This is a genomic window from Clostridium pasteurianum DSM 525 = ATCC 6013 (assembly GCF_000807255.1).
Lineage (GTDB): Bacteria > Bacillota > Clostridia > Clostridiales > Clostridiaceae > Clostridium_I > Clostridium_I pasteurianum.
In genome coordinates this window covers 3,780,433-3,797,814 of sequence record NZ_CP009268.1, presented here as the reverse complement: position 1 = coordinate 3,797,814, position 17,382 = coordinate 3,780,433, and the positions used below count along the sequence as shown (strand labels likewise).

Below are 17,382 nucleotides of genomic sequence, written 5' to 3'. Positions count from 1 at the left end.
ATTTATTTGAATATGCCGGGAACGGGTGATTATATGATTTATATAGAAAAAAAGGAATATGAAAAAATTGTAGAACAGGCTAAAAAAGAATTTCCCAATGAATGTTGTGGATTTCTTGCAGGTAATAAAGATGGTGAAGATTTATATATAAAAACTGTATATCCTTTAACTAATATAGATGCCAGCAGTGAACATTTTTCTATGGATCCAAAGGAACAGTTTAAAACTGTTAAAATTATAAGAGAAAATAAGATGGAATTGGTAGGAAACTATCATTCCCATCCTTATACACCATCTCGTCCTTCAGAAGAAGACAAGAGATTGGCTTTTGATCCAAAGGCAATTTATGGCATATTGTCTTTAGAAAAAGAAGAGCCTGTTTTTAACTTATTTAAGGTAGATAAGGGAAATGTAGAAAAACTTAAATATGAAATTATTTAAGGCATGTGAAAGTGAATAGTAAGTCAAAAATGCAGGAATATTTTGATGGATTATTCGCTTGAATATACCTGAAGCTATAAAATTCGATTTGATGGAGTGATATGTATGATAGAAATAAGTCAAGACCACTTTAAAGCCATAGAAGACTTTAAAGAAAAGGCAGACCAATATAAAAAAGGTGAAATAGATCCATTAAGATTTAAAGCTTTTAGAGTTTCTATGGGAGTTTATGAACAAAGGGAAAAAGAAACTTACATGGTTAGAACTAGAATCCCTGGGGGAGTTATAAATCTTAAACAATTTGAAACAATAAATGATATTGCTAAAAAGTATTCCAATGGAAAAATGCATCTTACTTCAAGACAGGATATTCAATTTCATAGTGTAAAACTTGAGGATGTTTACAGCATAATGAAAGAACTTATAGACATTGGAATAATTACTAAGGGAACTGGAGGAAATACTGTAAGAAATGTAGAATGTGCAGCACTTTCTGGTGTTTCTGCAGATGATGTTTTTGATGTGACTTCCTATGTTAAAGAAGTAACTAATTATTTGATAAAAGATCCTTCAACTATGAATCTTCCAAGAAAATATAAATTGGCTTTTTCAAACAGTCCAATAGACGAAGCTAATGCTACTATATCAGATCTTGGTTTTATTGCAAAAGTAAAAGATGGTAAAAAAGGTTTTGAGGTTTATGGCGGCGGTGGATTTGGTGGAAATCCTAGAGTATCTCTAAAACTTTCAGACTTCATTGAGGATAAGGATGTAATCTATTATGTTCAGGCAATGAAAGAACTTTTTGAAAAAGAAGGCGACAGATCAAATAAAAATAAAGCAAGAATAAGATATATAGTTGCAAGACTTGGTGAGGAAAAGTTCATTCAATATTTTGAAAGAGAACTTGCAAGAGTAAAAAGTGAAAAAGATCTTGATGTTATGATAGATGAACCTTATGAAAAATATGATACTGAAGACATAAAGCCTGCTCTAGGAGAACTTAAGAATGTAATATTCCCTCAAAAACAAAAGGGACGTTATGCTGTATATGTTCATCCTCAAAGTGGTAATTTAACTTCTGAAAATATGGATAAAATTTTTGGCTTTATAGATACTTTAGATTATGGTGTATCTATAAGAGTAACAAATACTCAAGCTTTCTTTGTTAGGGATTTAAAAGAAGAAGATTCAATTAAATTATCAAAAATAGTACTTGAATTTTCCTCAAAGTATAATATAGATAACTCTATAACTTGTGCAGGAGCTTCTACCTGTCAATTAGGACTTTGTCTTTCACAGAGACTTTTAGAGGGTATAAAAAAAGAATTTAAAGATGCTGATGATAGTGTAAAATTTGCTCTTCCAAGATTGTATATATCTGGATGTCCAAATTCTTGTGGTGTACATGAAAAAGGAAAAATAGGTTTAAGTGGAAGAGCTAGCAGAACAGAAGATGGACTTATACCAATGTATACAGTTTTCCTAGGAGGAAAAGTTGGAGCTGGCGGTGCTAAAATGGGAGAAGTTTATGGTGATATTCCTGCTAAAAAAATCCCAAAATATCTTTATAAATTAGCTGAATTAAAGAGTAAATCACCTTATGAAGATTTTGATGAATTTTTAGATAACAATAAGGAAGATATAAAAGAATTAGTAAAAGAATTTAGTACACTGGAAAGTTTTGCGGAAAATTCAGATCTTTATTATGATTTTGGTGCCTGTGATAAGTTTACATTGAAAGGAAGAGGCGCAGGAGAATGTAGTACAGGTGTTATTGATGTTATTAAGCTGGATCTTGCTAATGCAGAAGGAGCACTTCAAAAGTATAACAATACTAATGAAGATGCAGATCTATATTCTTCAGCAGTATCATCAGCTAGGGCATTACTTGTATTAAATGGAGTGGATACAAATAAGGACAGAGAGATATTTAGTTCCTTTAAGAAAATTTTTGTAGAAACAGGCTATGTAAAGGCAGAAATTGCAGATTTATTTGATACACTTATTGATTATAAACTAGGAGATATTAAGAGTATAGCTGACAAAGCTAAAGATATAGAATATCTTTTCAGCAAAGTAAAGGCTATGTATGAATCCTTGGATGGTCAGCTGCATATAACACTTCCAAAGGAAGTTGAAAAGGAAGAAAAAGAAGAAGCTGTTAACAGTGAAGAAAAAAATGCGTATGAAGTAATTGATTTTAGAGGAGTAAAATGTCCTATAAATTTTGTAAAAGTAAAGGTTGAATTGTCAAAAATAAAATCTGGTGAAAAAAGAGGATTTTATCTAGATGATGGAGCACCTATAGATAATGTTCCTAAAAGTGTGGAAAAAGAAGGACATAAAATAGTAAATATAGATACTAACTATGACGGATATAATTTGCTTGTGGTAGAGAAAAAGTAAGATCAATTGATTTGAATTTTACTTAAGTGGAGGTTGTATATGAAATTTAATACTAAACTTATTCATGGTAATCGAAAAGAAGATGAAACGGGAGCCACTAATACTCCAATATATCTTTCAAATGCATATTCTCATAATTCAGCTGAAAAGCTTGAAAGTATAATGATGGGAACTAGTATGGGTTATGCCTATACTAGGATTTCCAATCCTACAATTACTTCTTTTGAGAGGAGAATTGCCAGTATAGAGGGTGGAATGGTTGCTACATCAGCAGCTTCAGGTATGAGTGCAATATATCTTGCTATTACTAATATAGTGGAAACCGGAGATGAAATAATAGCTTCCAGTGGTCTTTTCGGTGGAACTTATACTTTAATGAGAAATTTAAAATCTTTTGGTGTAAATGTAAAATTTTTAGACACCATAAATGAGAAAACCTTAAAAGAAAATATTACAAATAATACAAAACTAGTATTTGCAGAAACTATAGGTAATCCCAAGCTGGATATTTTAGATATAGATGCTGTCTCAAAGGTTTGCAGTGAAAATGATGTAATTTTAATAATTGATTCTACTGTAACAACACCTTATCTTATAAAACCTCTGGAACATGGAGCTGATATTGTGATACATTCTACCTCCAAGTATATTAACGGTACCTCAAATGCTATAGGGGGTATAATAGTAGACGGCGGAAGTGATAAGTACAAGAATGAAAAGTTCAAAAATTTTGAGCTTTTTACTAAAAAGTATGGAAGAATGGCTTTTACAGCAAAGCTTAAAAATACCATTGGAAGAGATTTGGGAGCAGCTCTATCTCCAGTAAATGCCTTTCTAAATCTAACGGGTGTAGAAACACTATCCCTTAGAATGAGGGAACATTGTAAAAATGCTATTGCAGTGGCTGAGTATCTTAATGAAAATAGTAAAGTTGTTTCCGTAAATTATCCAAAGCTTAAGAGCTCTGAGTATTATGATTTAGCTGAAAAGTATTATAGTAAAGGTGCTAGTGGAGTTTTGACTTTTAGATTAGGCAGCAAAGAAAATGCATTTAAATTTATAAATAATTTAAAACTTATCTCCAATTTAACTAATATTGGAGATACAAAGACATTAATTATACATCCATCATCTACTATTTGTGCGGGAAATACAAAAGAAGAAAAATTACAAATGGGAGTTTATGATGATTTACTAAGAATGTCTGTTGGAATTGAAGATATAGAGGATATAATACAGGATATTGAAAATGCTTTAAAGGCAATATGAGGCAGGTGATTGTGTGGGAATAAAGTCAACAAATATAGTTTGGCAGAAAACAAATGTAAGCAGAGAAGACAGAGAAAAACTTTTGAATCAAAAGGGTATACTTATTTGGTTTACAGGACTTTCGGGATCTGGTAAATCTACTGTTGCTACTATGCTTGAAAAAAAGCTTCACGATATGGGAAAACTCACCTATCTTTTAGATGGAGATAATGTAAGACATGGATTAAATTCTGATCTTGGATTTTCCAAAGAAGATAGAATCGAGAACATAAGAAGAATAGCAGAAATTTCAAAATTATTTGTAGATTCAGGAGTCATAACTATAACTACTTTTATTTCACCTTTTATAAAGGATAGAGAAGCAGTTAGAAATCTTTTGAAAGAAGATTTTGTTGAAGTCTATGTAGATTGTCCAATAGAAGTTTGTGAAAAGAGAGATCCAAAGGGTATTTACAAAAAAGCCAGAAAAGGTGAAATAAAGAATTTTACGGGAATAGATTCACCTTATGAACCTCCTGTTAATCCAGAGATAACAGTACAGACCCATAAGAATAGCTTAGAAGAATGTGTAGGCCAAATTATAGATTGTTTAGAACTTGAATAATTTTACAGTAAATAGTATAAATGCACATTAAGATAGTTTAGCAAATTCAGTAATTATTTTAAAGATTTTAGTACCTAAGTCATATTCAAATAAATAACTAGTCAGTGTGTTAGACTATTTTGAATCCTACTGCGTCAGTAGAACCCTCAGATAGCTCACTATCCTGGTCACCTACTTCCTTGTTGGATTCAAAATATTTGTTGCATCTTCGACTTATTATTTATTTTCACATGCCTAAACGGATTTAAAGTGAGGATAATACAAATGAAGTTAGAATCTAAGATTATTAGTACAGATATTCTTATAGTTGGAGGTGGAGCTGCAGGGTGCTTTGCAGCTATTACCGCAGCTAAAGAAGGTGTAAAGGTAACAATTGCAGAAAAGGCAAACATAAAGAGAAGTGGATGCCTTGCGGCAGGAGTTAATGCATTAAATGCCTATATAACAGAAGGTGAAACTCCTGAATCCTTTGTAGAATATGTAAAAAAAGAGTTTGATGGAGTTGTAAGGGAAGATCTTGTATATTCCATTGCAAAAAGGCTTAACAGTGTTACAAGAGATATTGAAAAAGCTGGACTTACTATTTTAAAAGATAAAGATGGTAATTATGTAACTAGAGGTAAAAGAAGTATAAAGATAAATGGAGAAAATATAAAGCCTATATTGGCTGAAGCTGTTAACAAAGTAGAAAATATAGAAGTTTTAAACAAACTTAATATTATAGATTATATTAAAAAAGATGGAAAAGTAGTGGGGGCTTATGCATTTTCTATAGATGATAATAAGTTTTTGGTAATATATGCAAAGGCGGTTATATGTACTACTGGAGGAGCATCAGGAATATATAAACCTAATAATCCTACTTTTTCAAGGCACAAAATGTGGTATAGTCCTTTTGATACTGGTGCAGGTTACGCCATGGGAATAAGATCAGGAGCAGAAATGACTACTTTTGAGATGAGGTTTATAGCTTTAAGATGTAAGGATACTATAGCACCTACTGGTACTATAGCACAAGGTGTTAGGACTCCACAGGTAAATGGAGCCAAAGAACTTTATGTAAAAAATTATGGTAAACCTACAACTATAAATAGGCTGTATGCTACTGTTATGGAGAATAGTGAAGGAAGAGGTCCTTGTTATTTAAATACTGTTGGCATAACAAAAGAGCAAGATCAAGAACTGTTAAAGGCCTATTTAAATATGGCTCCAGCTCAGACGCTTAAGTGGATAGAAAATGGAACATCGCCAGCTACAGAGGACGTAGAAATTGAAGGGACAGAACCTTATATAGTAGGCGGTCATACGGCTAGTGGATATTGGGTTGATACAAATAGAAAAACTACTCTGGAGGGCTTATATGCAGCCGGAGATGTAGCAGGAGGCAGCCCTAAAAAATATGTTACTGGATGTTTTGCAGAAGGTGAGATAGCTGCTATAGAAGCAGTTAAATATATTAAAGATAAAAATATTAATATAGATAAAATTCCTGAAACCAGCATTCAATATGAATTAGAAAAAATTAATGCTTTCTTTAATAATGATTTTTCAATCTATAGTATAGAACAAGTAGAAGAGGCTATGCAAAAGGTAATGGATGAATATTCAGGAGGCATATCTCAAAACTATAGGTATAGCAGTAAAAAGCTTAAAATAGCATCCAAGAGAATTGGAGAACTTATTGATATAACAAATAAATTAAAAGCAAATAATACTCATGAATTGCTTTTTATATATGAGCTGCTGGATAGATTATATGTAGCAAAAGTATTAATTGCTCATTTATCTGCTAGACAGGAAACCAGGTGGAGATGCTATCAGGAAAATGAAGATTATCCACAGAAAGATGATGAAAATTGGTTAAGATATGTTAATTCTGTGTATGAAGATGGCTCTATAAAAATTATATTGAGAGATATAGTTAGAAAGGATGATATCTATGAGCATAAAGATTGATAGTAATAAATGTGTATCTTGTGGTAGATGCCTTGATGTCTGTCCTGGAAGTTTGATATATAAAGATGAAATGAATAAGGCATATATAAAGTACGAAAAAGACTGCTGGGGATGTACGGCATGCTTAAAAGAATGTAAGGTAGCCGCTATTAAGTATTATTTGGGAGCAGATATAGGTGGTAATGGAGCTTGTTTATATGTAAATGAAAATAAGGACGTTTTAAATTGGCATATAATTGACAAGAAAGGTAAAAAGTCCATAATAACTACTAGCAGAAAAGAGTCAAATAAGTATTAGTCTTAAATTTAATATACCTTATCATTGTAAATATGAGTTAATCTGCTGCTTACAATGAACAAACAAAAGGGAGGACAAGATGAAAGGTAAAAAAATAATACTTTCAATTATTGTAATATTAATCCTTGGACTCTTAGCAGGATGCGGAACTAATAAGAGTGACACTGATGATGGTTCCACTGTAAGGATTGCATATTTCCCTAACGTAACTCATGCACAAGCTTTAATTGGTATGCAAAATGGTCAATTTCAGAAAGCTTTAGGGGATACAAAAATACAGTGGAAGCAATTTAATGCAGGATCTTCAGAAGTTGAGGCGTTTTTAGCGGGTGCAGTAGATATTGGATATATAGGACCAGGCCCAGTTATAAATGGATATACTAAATCTAAAGGAGATATACAGATAATTAGTGGTGCTGCTGATGCTGGAGCAGTATTGATAGCTAGAAAAGATAGTACAATAAAAAGCATAAAGGATTTATCTGGTAAAAGAGTTGCAATACCGCAGTATGCTAATACTCAGGATCTATGTCTTAGATTTTTGCTTCAGGAAAATGGACTTAAAGATATGGCTAAGGGTGGAACAGTGGAAATAGTCCAGGCAAATAATCCGGATATACAATCACTTCTTGGAAGAGGAGACATTGATGCTGCATTAGTTCCTGAACCTTGGGGTGCTACCCTTGAAAATACAATAGGGGCAAAAGTGGTTTTAGATTATAATGAAATTTGGAGACAAGGTAAATATCCTGTAACAGTTATAGCTGTAAGAAGAGAATTTTTACAAGAACATCCGGATATAGTAGAAAAATTTTTAAGAGCTCATTTAGAATTAAGTGACTATATAGAAAAAAATAGAGATCAAGCTGCAAATGAAGCAAATGAACAGTTTAAAAATCTAACTAGGAAATCTTTACCTAAGGATGTTTTACATACTTCTTTTAATAGATTAAATATTACTTTGGACCCAGAGATAGAAGCTACTAAAGATATGATTAATATGTCTATAAAGACAGGTTTTATAAGACGACCTTACGATGATAAAGATCTATTTAAATTAGATATTCTCAATAAAATTTTAAAAGAAAAGGGTAAAGATACTGTTAACTAAAAGAAAAGAGGTGATGTAGTTGGGATTAGTAATTGAAGGAGTAAGTAAAAGATTTATAACGAGGAATAAAGAAACCTATACTTTAGACAATATAAATCTTTCTTTTAAAAAGGGGGAATTTATATGTCTTTTAGGGCCATCTGGTTGTGGAAAATCTACTCTTCTCAATATAATTGCGGGCCTTGAAAAACCAACAGAGGGCAGGGTGCTTTTAAATGATAAAGAGGTAAAAGAGGTTGGACCGGATAAGGCGTTTATGTTCCAGGAGGCAGCATTATTTCCATGGCTTAAGGTTATCGATAATGTGGAATTTGGAATGAAAATGGCAGGAATACCAAAGGATAAACGAAGGCAAAAAGCTCTAAAATACCTTAAAATGGTACATTTGACTAAATTTCAAAATTCTTTTGTACATGAGTTGTCAGGAGGTATGAGACAGAGAGTTTCTCTTGCAAGAGCTTTAACCCTTGATTCAGAACTTCTTCTAATGGATGAACCTTTCTCCGCACTGGACAGCCAAACAAAAACTATACTACAACAGCAGCTTCAAAAAATATGGTGGGAAACAAAGAAAACTATAGTTTTTGTTACACATAATGTAGAAGAAGCGGTACTTTTAGGAGATAAAGTAGTAGTAATGTCTGCAAACCCTGGAAGAGTTAAAAGAGAATTTAAAATTGAGCTTGCAAGACCAAGAGAAGCACAAAGCTGTGATCTTGCATATGTAGCTGCACAGGTTATGAAGGATCTCAAGGAGGAGGTGGAAAAAGTTGCAAGGACTGAATACGACAGTGATTGGAGTATTGAAAAGAATAACTTTTTATATAATTCTGATAATAATTTGGGAGATGGTCTATAAAATAGGAGTAGATGTTTTAGGGGTATGGAAGCCCTATACTTTTCCATCTCCTGTTGATGTATTTAGAACTTTGGTATCCCTTGTAGAAGACAATACTCTATTTATTGGAATTGCCGTAAGTCTTAGAAGGTTGGCATTAGGATACATAATTTCTCTGATTATAGGAATAGCACTGGGACTCCTCATTGTAAGATATAAATATTTGGATGAAAATTTTAGCTCTCTTATATTAGGATTACAGACTCTTCCAAGTATATGTTGGCTGCCTTTTGCGGTACTATGGTATGGAATTAATGAAAAATCTATTATATTTGTTATTGCAATAGGTTCTATATTTGCCATATCAATTGCTACAGAGTCGGGGATAAAGAATGTAAATCCGATTTATATTAAAGCTGGTGAAACTATGGGAGCAAAGGGAATAAAACTTTATTGGAATGTGGTACTTCCTTCTGCACTTCCTTCAATAATAACGGGAATGAAGCAAGGTTGGTCTTTTGCCTGGAGAGCATTAATTGCAGGAGAAATGCTTTCTGCCACCAGAGGACTTGGTCAGATACTTATGCTTGGTAGAGACCTTGCAGATATAAGTCAAGTTATGTCGGTAATGCTTATAATTATAGTTATTGGACTTATAATTGATAAACTGATATTTGGTACTCTGGAAAAGAACATTAGGCAAAGATGTGGATTAGACAGGTAAATTTGAAAGAACAAAATATCAATTAGTATTAAAATATAGAATAATTAAGTAAGATAAAAATAGGAGGAATTAATTATGGATCATTTAGACAGATTGGAAGCCGAAAGTATATATATATTGAGAGAAGCATATAAGCATTTTGGAAAACTTGGAATGCTTTGGTCAGTTGGAAAAGATTCAACGGTAATGTTATGGCTTGCAGAGAAAGCTTTTTTCGGAAATTGCCCATTTCCACTAATTCATGTGGATACTACATTTAAAATACCTGAAATGATACAATTCAGAGACAAAGTTGCTAAAGATTATAATCTGAATCTTATAGTAAATACGAACTGGAAGGCATTAGAAGAAGGTATGGGTCCTGAAAAGGGTAGATTAGTTTGTTGTAAGGCATTAAAAACTGATGGACTTCAGGAAGTAGTAAGCAAATATGAATTTGAAGGACTTATTGTTGGAGTAAGAAGAGATGAAGAGGGATCAAGATCTAAGGAAAGAGTTTTCAGTGAAAGAAATGCTGAATCTGAATGGGATTATACTGATCAGCCTCCAGAACTTTGGGATCAATTTAAAACTGATTTCAAAAAGGGAAACCATATAAGAATACATCCACTTCTAGGTTGGAGAGAAATAGATATTTGGGAATACGTTAAGAGAGAAAATATTCCTGTAGTTGATTTGTATTTTGCTAAAAACGGTAAGAGATATAGAAGCTTGGGTTGTGCACCATGTACTAATCCTATAGACTCCACTGCTTCGAATGTGGATGAAATAATAGAAGAATTGAAGAATACTAAAGAAACAGAACGATCAGGAAGAGCGCAGGATCAGGAAGATGCTCATGCATTAGAAAAACTTAGAAAACATGGATATATGTAGTGGAGGTGGCTAAAATGAAGGGCGAAAGAGAAAATTTAAATATTGTAGTAGTTGGACACGTAGATCATGGTAAGTCAACACTTATAGGAAGATTGTTATATGATACAGACTCACTTCCTGCTGGAGCTATAGAAAAAGTAAAAAAGATATCTGCAGAGAAGGGAAAATCTTTTGAATATGCCTATCTTTTAGATGCTTTTGAAGAAGAACAAAAGCAGGGTATAACTATAGATATAACTATGATTCAATTCTTTACAAAGAAAAGAGACTATGTAATAATAGATGCTCCAGGACATAAGGAATTTCTAAAAAATATGATATCAGGGGCAGCTAGTGCAGAAGCAGCATTTCTTTTAATAGATGCAAAGGAAGGTATTCAGGAACAATCTAAAAGACATGGATATATACTTTCATTACTTGGTATTAAGAAAGTTTATGTACTTGTAAATAAAATGGATCTTGTAGATTATTCAGAAGAGAGATTTAATGAAATACAGGAGCAGTTTAATGAATTTTTAAACAATCTTAATGTATATCCTGAAAAGTATATTCCTATATCTGCTTTCAATGGACAGAATATAACTTCAAAACCATCTGAGATGCCTTGGTATAAAGGTGATTATGTACTTGAGTGCATGGATAAAATAGAAAAGGCAAAAGGTATAGAGGAAAAGCCTTTAAGATTCCCAATACAAGATGTTTATAAATTTGATGACAGAAGAATAATATCAGGAAGAATAGAATCAGGTTCTCTAAAAGCTGGAGATGAAATTGTAATTTATCCTAGTGGTAAAACTACAAGAGTTAAGTCAATTGAAGCTTGGCAGAATAAGGATAAAGTTGATGTAATTTCTGCAGGAATGTCTGTAGGAATCACAGTGGAAGATGAGTTCTTTAACAAAAGAGGGGAAGTTATCTGCCATAAAGATGATCATGTAGCTACAGCTAATATTTTTAATGCAAATGTATTTTGGATGGGAAAAAATAATCTTGAGAGAGGGAAGAAATACAAATTAAAAATAGCTACTCAGGAAGTAGAATGTGAGGTCTTCTCAATTAATAAGATAATAGATGCAGCTTCATTAAAGACAAATACTGAATTGAACTATATAAAGAAAAATGATGTGGCAGAAGTTACGATAAAGACGAAAACGCCTATTTGCTTTGATGCTTTTGGAAATATACAGGCTATGGGAAGATTTGTAATTATAGATAATTATGATACTGCTGGTGGTGGAATAATATCAAATGTAGATGATGTTATAAATAGACAAGTGACAAATATAAAGAGTAAAAATATAACTATAAGAAAAAGACTTGTATCAAGAAAAGACAGAGAAGAAGTTCTAGGCCAAAAAGGTAAAGTGGTATGGTTTACAGGACTTCCTGGATGCGGGAAAAATGAGATTGCAGTTAAATTGGAGAAGAAACTTTTTGATATTGGTAAAAAAGTGTATTATATAGATTCTGCTAATGTGAGATTTGGATTAAGCAGTGATTTAGCCTTTTCACCTAAAGATTCCTATGAGCAGACTAGAAGAATATCAGAGGTGGCAAATTTATTTGCAGACAGTGGAACTATAACTATAGTAACTTCAGTAAGCAGATTTAGAGAAGCTAGAGAATATGCTAGAAATGTAATAGGAAAAGAGAATTATGCGGAAGTTTTAGTAGAAGCTTCTAATGAAATATGTAAGAAGAGAAATCCAAATGCCTTTAGTGAAGATTGTGATAGTGTGATGGATTATGAAAAATCAGAATATCCAGTTATAGCATTAAATATAAATGATGCAGAATTTAATTCAGATAAGAAGGCCGAAGCTATTATAGATTTGTTGGATCTATAAATCATAAGTAAAAAATTTACTATATTACTTGTTATTTTATTTAAGATGCTTTAAAATGAGTATTAGAATATTATTAGGATAAGGCAATATTGTGTCTTATCCTAATAATTTTTAAAGAATAATATAGAAGGTGAATAATAATGTATTATTTAGTTATGGCTGGAATTGATTATAAGCACAGTAAACTAGAAACCAGAGAAAAGGTAAATTTCACCTCTAGTGCTATAAAGAGAGCATTCCAAATAATAAAACAGGAAGGTGTTTTAAAGGAAGCTGTAATTCTTTCTACTTGTAATAGAAGTGAGATATATGGTGTTTTGGAAAGGGAAGATGGAGAAGATTATTTACGTAGTTTCTATTCTTCGTTTTTTGACATAGATATGGAAGAAGTTAATACTAATGTAGTCTGTAGATCGGGAGTTAATGTTATAGATCATCTTTTTAAAGTGACCAATGGATTTAAATCTATGGTTCTTGGAGAGGATCAAATACTAGGCCAGGTAAAAAATGCCTATAGTGAGGCACTTAAAAATAAAGCCAGTGGGAAAATTTTAAATAAACTTTTTTTGAGTGCAATTACAAATGCAAAGAAAATAAAAACAGTTACTAATATATCTAAAACCTCTATATCTGTAAGCTCTATAGGCATAAAGCTTATAAGCAGGTATTTTGGAAGTCTTAAGGATAAAAAAGTCCTTGTAGTAGGACTTGGCAAAATGAGTAAAATTGCTATAAAATATCTCTTGTCTGAAGGGGTAGAAAAAATTTATATTACCAATAGAACTAAAAATAAGATTATGGATATGGAAGTTATTGCAGATAATATAGAAGGAATAGATTTTAATAATAAATACAAAGTTTTAAAAGATGTGGATATAATAATAAGCTGTACAAGTGCACCACATTTTGTTATACATAAAGGGGAATTTTTAGATAATTATAATGGAAATTCTATGTGTATATTGGATTTAGCTGTTCCAAGAGATGTAGAACCTAATATAGGTTCAATAGATGGAATTAAATTATATGTAATAGATGATATTGAAAAAATAGCAACAGAAAACGAAAATAAACGTAAGCAGGAACTCAGTATGAGTATGACATTAGTAGAAGAGGATATGTCAAAATACCTAGATTGGCTTAGAGCTGAGGAAATAGATATATTTGGATGTTATGATTTGTTTAAGATTCAAATTGAGAAAAATATTGCTTTATAGGCATATCTCAAACTCTTACCAAGTAAAATTTATTTATTGATATGAGATTGAAAGAGGTTTTTATATGAAGTCCAAAATTATAATAGGTACACGAGGAAGTAAGCTTGCACTTACTCAAACAAATATGGTTATAGAGGCTATAAAAAGGTGTTACCCTGACATAATAGTAGAAATAAAAAAAATTAAGACTACGGGAGATAAAATTCTTGATAAAAGTCTAAGCAAAATAGGCGGTAAGGGATTGTTTATAGCTGAAATAGAAAAGGCATTAAAAAACTATGATATAGATTTAGCAATTCATAGTATGAAGGATGTACAAAATATTGTATCAGAAGAATTTGAAATTTTATCTGTATTAAGGAGAGAGGATCCAAGAGATGCACTTATTACTAAGGATAAAATTTCTCTTTTGGAATTGCAAAAAGGGGCCATTATAGGAACCAGCAGCCTAAGAAGAATGGTTCAGATAAAAAATATTAGACCAGATTTACAATTTAAGCCACTAAGAGGCAATATAGATACTAGGATAAATAAAATGCTAAAGGGAGAAGTGGATGGAATAATACTGGCGGCAGCAGGTCTTAAAAGAATGGATTGGGGAGATAGCATATCTGAATACATAGATATACATAAATGTATACCTTCTGTAGGGCAAGGAGCATTGTGTGCAGAGCTTAGGAACAATGATGTGGAAATAAAGGAAATTGTCAATTCTCTTGTAAACGAAATAGAGTTTAAATGTTTGCTTGCTGAGAGAAGTTTTTTAAAAGAAATGAATGGTGGATGCAGTATTGCTATTGGCGCCCATGCGGTCCAATACAATAATAAGATAGAATTAGAAGGATTTGTAGCGGATGATAATAATATTTCTATTTTTAAAAACAATGTAATAGGATATTTAGATGAGTATGAAAATATTGGAACAAATCTTGCAAAAAAGATTATGGAAATGAAGGGAGATAGGTAATTTGAATGGTATGGTTTATATAATTGGTGCTGGTTCCGGAGATGAAAAACTTGTAACTTTAAAGGCTATAGAGTGCATAAAAAAGGCGGATGTAATAGTATATGACAGACTTATAAACCCTAACCTTCTAGATTATGCAATGGAATCAGCTGAGAAAATAGATGCAGGTAAAAAGGCAGGAAATCACACAATACCTCAGGCTCATATAAATGAAATATTAGCTGAGAAGGCAAAGGAAGGTAGTTGTGTAGTAAGGTTAAAAGGCGGAGATCCTTTTGTGTTCGGAAGAGGCGGAGAAGAAGCTATACATCTTTTTAAAGAAGGTATAGAATTTGAAATAGTTCCTGGAATTTCAGCTGTAAATGCTGTCACTGCTTACGCAGGTATTCCTGTAACCCATAGAAATATAAGCAGTTCTTTTCATGTAATAACTGGACATGAAAATCCATCAAAAGAGGAAGAAGCTATAGACTATAAGGTAATAGCAAAGTTATCAGGAACATTGGTATTTTTTATGGGACTTAATAATTTAGAAACTATATGTAAGAATCTAATAAAATATGGTAAGGAAGAGGATACCCCTGTAGCAGTAATCTCCAATGGAACTCTTAAAAATCAGAAGACTGTGTGTGGAACATTGAAGAATATTACAGATTTTAGAGATGAAATGGAATCTCCAGCATTAATTGTAGTAGGCTATGTAGTTCCACTGAGAAAATACCTTAATTGGTTTGAAAACAAAACTTTTTATGGAAAAAAAGTACTTGTAACCAGAGCTAAAAATCAATCAGAAAAAATATGTTCAAAACTTAAAACTATAAATGCCACTCCTGTGAGTCTGCCAACTATAGAAATAAAAGATAATATTAATATACATAAAAATATCTATGAACACATAGAAAAATATGATTGGATAGTTTTTACCAGTGAGAATGCTGTAAGGATATTTATTAAAGGTCTTATACAATATAGAGGTGATATAAGGGCTATAAGTAAGGCAAAAATAGCTGTAATTGGAAGTTCTACAGAAAAGGTTCTAAATAGTCATTATTTAAAAGCAGAAGTTTCGCCAAAAGAATTTGAGTCAGAAAAATTGGCATTGGAATTAAAAAATAGAGTTGAAAAAGGGGATAAAGTATTAGTTCCAACTTCAAATATTGCTCATAATTCTATCCCTAAAGCCATTAAAGAAATAGGTGCGGAAATTGAAGTAATACACATATATGATGTAGTGACACCAGAATATAAACTCGGTGAATTATCAAAGATTATGGATGAAATAGCTGTAATTACATTTACCAGTCCTTCCTGCGTAAAAGGCTTTATGAAAATTTTTAAAGAAGAAAATCTAAATTTTAAAGTGCTTGAAAGCAAAGAGATAATATGTATAGGACCAATAACTGCAAGGGCTCTTGAAGAAGCTGATATCAAAAATTATAAATGTGCAAAAACTCATAATGTAGATGGTATAATTGATTTAGTGAGATAATAAATAGTATGAGGTGAATTATAATGAAAAATAAACTAAATAATGAGAATTCAGTTGAATTATTTAGAAGAGCAAAGGAAGTTATTCCTGGTGGAGTAAACAGTCCTGTAAGGGCTTTTACAGATGTGGATACAACTCCTCCTTTTATAGTAAAAGCTGATGGAAGTAAAATTTATGATGAGGATAATAATGAATATATAGATTATGTAGGTTCCTATGGTCCTATGATTTTAGGTCATAATCCATCAATAGTAAATGAGAAATTAAAAGAGCAAATAGATAATTCACTGAGTTTTGGAGCTCCTACAAGACTTGAAGTTGAAATTGCAGAGCTAATAAAGGAGATAGTACCTTCTATAGAAATGATAAGAATGGTTAATTCTGGTACTGAAGCTACTATGAGTGCTTTAAGAGCAGCAAGAGGATATACTGGAAGAAATAAAATAGTTAAGTTTGCTGGTAATTATCATGGTCACGGTGACTGTCTTTTGGTGCAAGCAGGATCTGGAGCATTGACTCATGGAGTTCCTAGCAGCAGTGGAGTGCCAGAAAGTATTACGGACAATACAATTGTAGCTGAATATAATAATATAGAATCAGTTGCTAATATATTTAAAAATTATGGCAGAGATATTGCCGCAGTTATTATGGAACCTGTTTCTGGTAATATGGGAGTAGTACCTGCCACTCAGGAATTTATAGATTATGTACGGGAAATAACGAGAGAATATAATAGTGTTTTGATTATAGATGAAGTTATGACAGGATTTAGATTGGCGCTTTCTGGGGCACAGAGTTTATATAAGGTGGAACCAGATTTAACTTGCTTTGGTAAAATAATAGGGGGAGGACTCCCTGTAGGTGCTTATGGTGGTAAAAAGGAGATAATGCAGTGTGTTGCTCCACTGGGATCTGTTTATCAAGCGGGTACTCTTTCTGGTAATCCATTATCTATGATAGCAGGAATAACAACTTTGACATATTTAAAAAACAATTTAAAGATCTATGATGATCTTGAAATTAAAGGTGAAAAGCTTCAAAGGGGAATTGAAAAAGCTATAGAGGATTTCAAAATAGAAGCTACTGTAAACAGAGTGGGATCAATGATAACTTTATTTTTTTCATCCAAAAAGGTAAAAGATTATGAGGATGCTAAGAGTTGTAATACAGAATTATTTGCAAAATATTTTAAAGCTATGCTCAATGAGAGGATATATTTACCACCATCACAATTTGAAACATTTTTTATATCAAATGCGCATAGTGAAAAAGATATAGAAGATACAATAAAAGCTGTAAGGAATACTTTACATAACTTATCTTGTAGCTAATTGTT

15 protein-coding genes are annotated in these 17,382 nt (G+C 32.0%); all 15 read left to right on the top strand.

Features of this window, described 5'->3' with window-relative positions; all coding sequences use genetic code 11:
* The first annotated feature begins 33 nt into the window (after positions 1–33).
* The 15 genes from CLPA_RS17155 (at position 34) to hemL (ending at position 17,377) form a co-directional block, all read left to right on the top strand.
* Positions 34–441: a M67 family metallopeptidase gene (locus CLPA_RS17155; RefSeq protein ID WP_003445832.1), complete on the top strand. Its 408-nt coding sequence runs from the start codon at positions 34–36 to the stop codon at positions 439–441.
* A 105-nt stretch (positions 442–546) separates the two neighbouring features.
* Complete coding sequence (locus tag CLPA_RS17150; protein WP_003445833.1) at positions 547–2,850, top strand: sulfurtransferase TusA family protein; 2,304 nt, start codon at positions 547–549, stop codon at positions 2,848–2,850.
* Positions 2,851–2,889: 39 nt separating this feature from the next.
* Positions 2,890–4,119: an O-acetylhomoserine aminocarboxypropyltransferase/cysteine synthase family protein gene (locus CLPA_RS17145; protein WP_003445834.1), complete on the top strand. Its 1,230-nt coding sequence runs from the start codon at positions 2,890–2,892 to the stop codon at positions 4,117–4,119.
* A 13-nt stretch (positions 4,120–4,132) separates the two neighbouring features.
* Positions 4,133–4,723, top strand: coding sequence for an adenylyl-sulfate kinase (cysC, locus tag CLPA_RS17140; protein ID WP_003445836.1), 591 nt, complete (start codon positions 4,133–4,135; stop codon positions 4,721–4,723).
* 264 nt (positions 4,724–4,987) lie between these two features.
* The gene (locus CLPA_RS17135) at positions 4,988–6,679 is read left to right on the top strand and encodes an adenylyl-sulfate reductase subunit alpha (protein WP_003445838.1); all 1,692 of its coding nucleotides are present in this window, start codon (positions 4,988–4,990) and stop codon (positions 6,677–6,679) included.
* Complete coding sequence (locus CLPA_RS17130; RefSeq protein WP_003445840.1) at positions 6,663–6,977, top strand: 4Fe-4S dicluster domain-containing protein; 315 nt, start codon at positions 6,663–6,665, stop codon at positions 6,975–6,977. The genes CLPA_RS17135 and CLPA_RS17130 overlap by 17 nt, the downstream gene beginning before the upstream one ends.
* 79 nt (positions 6,978–7,056) lie before the next feature.
* A complete protein-coding gene (locus CLPA_RS17125; RefSeq protein WP_003445842.1) occupies positions 7,057–8,088 on the top strand; it encodes an aliphatic sulfonate ABC transporter substrate-binding protein in 1,032 nt (343 codons plus the stop codon).
* A 19-nt stretch (positions 8,089–8,107) separates the two neighbouring features.
* Positions 8,108–8,947, top strand: coding sequence for an ABC transporter ATP-binding protein (locus tag CLPA_RS17120; protein WP_003445847.1), 840 nt, complete (start codon positions 8,108–8,110; stop codon positions 8,945–8,947).
* Positions 8,937–9,650: an ABC transporter permease gene (locus CLPA_RS17115; RefSeq protein ID WP_143756632.1), complete on the top strand. Its 714-nt coding sequence runs from the start codon at positions 8,937–8,939 to the stop codon at positions 9,648–9,650. The genes CLPA_RS17120 and CLPA_RS17115 overlap by 11 nt, the downstream gene beginning before the upstream one ends.
* A gap of 75 nt (positions 9,651–9,725) precedes the next feature.
* Positions 9,726–10,526: a sulfate adenylyltransferase subunit CysD gene (cysD, locus tag CLPA_RS17110; RefSeq protein ID WP_003445859.1), complete on the top strand. Its 801-nt coding sequence runs from the start codon at positions 9,726–9,728 to the stop codon at positions 10,524–10,526.
* Between the two features lie 14 nt (positions 10,527–10,540).
* Complete coding sequence (locus CLPA_RS17105) at positions 10,541–12,373, top strand: GTP-binding protein (RefSeq protein ID WP_003445869.1); 1,833 nt, start codon at positions 10,541–10,543, stop codon at positions 12,371–12,373.
* Between the two features lie 140 nt (positions 12,374–12,513).
* Positions 12,514–13,590: a glutamyl-tRNA reductase gene (hemA, locus tag CLPA_RS17100; RefSeq protein ID WP_003445871.1), complete on the top strand. Its 1,077-nt coding sequence runs from the start codon at positions 12,514–12,516 to the stop codon at positions 13,588–13,590.
* 64 nt (positions 13,591–13,654) lie between these two features.
* Entirely contained in the window at positions 13,655–14,557 is a 903-nt protein-coding gene (hemC, locus tag CLPA_RS17095; protein WP_003445875.1) for a hydroxymethylbilane synthase, read from the top strand.
* Positions 14,558–14,567: 10 nt separating this feature from the next.
* Positions 14,568–16,046: a uroporphyrinogen-III C-methyltransferase gene (gene cobA / locus CLPA_RS17090; protein WP_236900425.1), complete on the top strand. Its 1,479-nt coding sequence runs from the start codon at positions 14,568–14,570 to the stop codon at positions 16,044–16,046.
* Positions 16,047–16,069: 23 nt separating this feature from the next.
* The gene (gene hemL, locus CLPA_RS17085; protein WP_003445878.1) at positions 16,070–17,377 is read left to right on the top strand and encodes a glutamate-1-semialdehyde 2,1-aminomutase; all 1,308 of its coding nucleotides are present in this window, start codon (positions 16,070–16,072) and stop codon (positions 17,375–17,377) included.
* Positions 17,378–17,382 lie beyond the last annotated feature (5 nt).

What these genes read in the sequence shown, in the direction of transcription:
- hemA (WP_003445871.1), top strand. Translation starts at nt 12,514, where the DNA reads ATGTATTATTTAGTTATGGCTGGAATTGATTATAAGCACAGTAAACTA.
- CLPA_RS17135 (WP_003445838.1), top strand. Translation starts at nt 4,988, where the DNA reads ATGAAGTTAGAATCTAAGATTATTAGTACAGATATTCTTATAGTTGGA.
- CLPA_RS17150 (WP_003445833.1), top strand. Translation starts at nt 547, where the DNA reads ATGATAGAAATAAGTCAAGACCACTTTAAAGCCATAGAAGACTTTAAA.
- cobA (WP_236900425.1), top strand. Translation starts at nt 14,568, where the DNA reads ATGGTTTATATAATTGGTGCTGGTTCCGGAGATGAAAAACTTGTAACT.
- CLPA_RS17130 (WP_003445840.1), top strand. Translation starts at nt 6,663, where the DNA reads ATGAGCATAAAGATTGATAGTAATAAATGTGTATCTTGTGGTAGATGC.
- CLPA_RS17125 (WP_003445842.1), top strand. Translation starts at nt 7,057, where the DNA reads ATGAAAGGTAAAAAAATAATACTTTCAATTATTGTAATATTAATCCTT.
- CLPA_RS17115 (WP_143756632.1), top strand. Translation starts at nt 8,937, where the DNA reads ATGGTCTATAAAATAGGAGTAGATGTTTTAGGGGTATGGAAGCCCTAT.
- CLPA_RS17155 (WP_003445832.1), top strand. Translation starts at nt 34, where the DNA reads ATGATTTATATAGAAAAAAAGGAATATGAAAAAATTGTAGAACAGGCT.
- cysD (WP_003445859.1), top strand. Translation starts at nt 9,726, where the DNA reads ATGGATCATTTAGACAGATTGGAAGCCGAAAGTATATATATATTGAGA.
- CLPA_RS17105 (WP_003445869.1), top strand. Translation starts at nt 10,541, where the DNA reads ATGAAGGGCGAAAGAGAAAATTTAAATATTGTAGTAGTTGGACACGTA.
- hemC (WP_003445875.1), top strand. Translation starts at nt 13,655, where the DNA reads ATGAAGTCCAAAATTATAATAGGTACACGAGGAAGTAAGCTTGCACTT.
- hemL (WP_003445878.1), top strand. Translation starts at nt 16,070, where the DNA reads ATGAAAAATAAACTAAATAATGAGAATTCAGTTGAATTATTTAGAAGA.
- CLPA_RS17145 (WP_003445834.1), top strand. Translation starts at nt 2,890, where the DNA reads ATGAAATTTAATACTAAACTTATTCATGGTAATCGAAAAGAAGATGAA.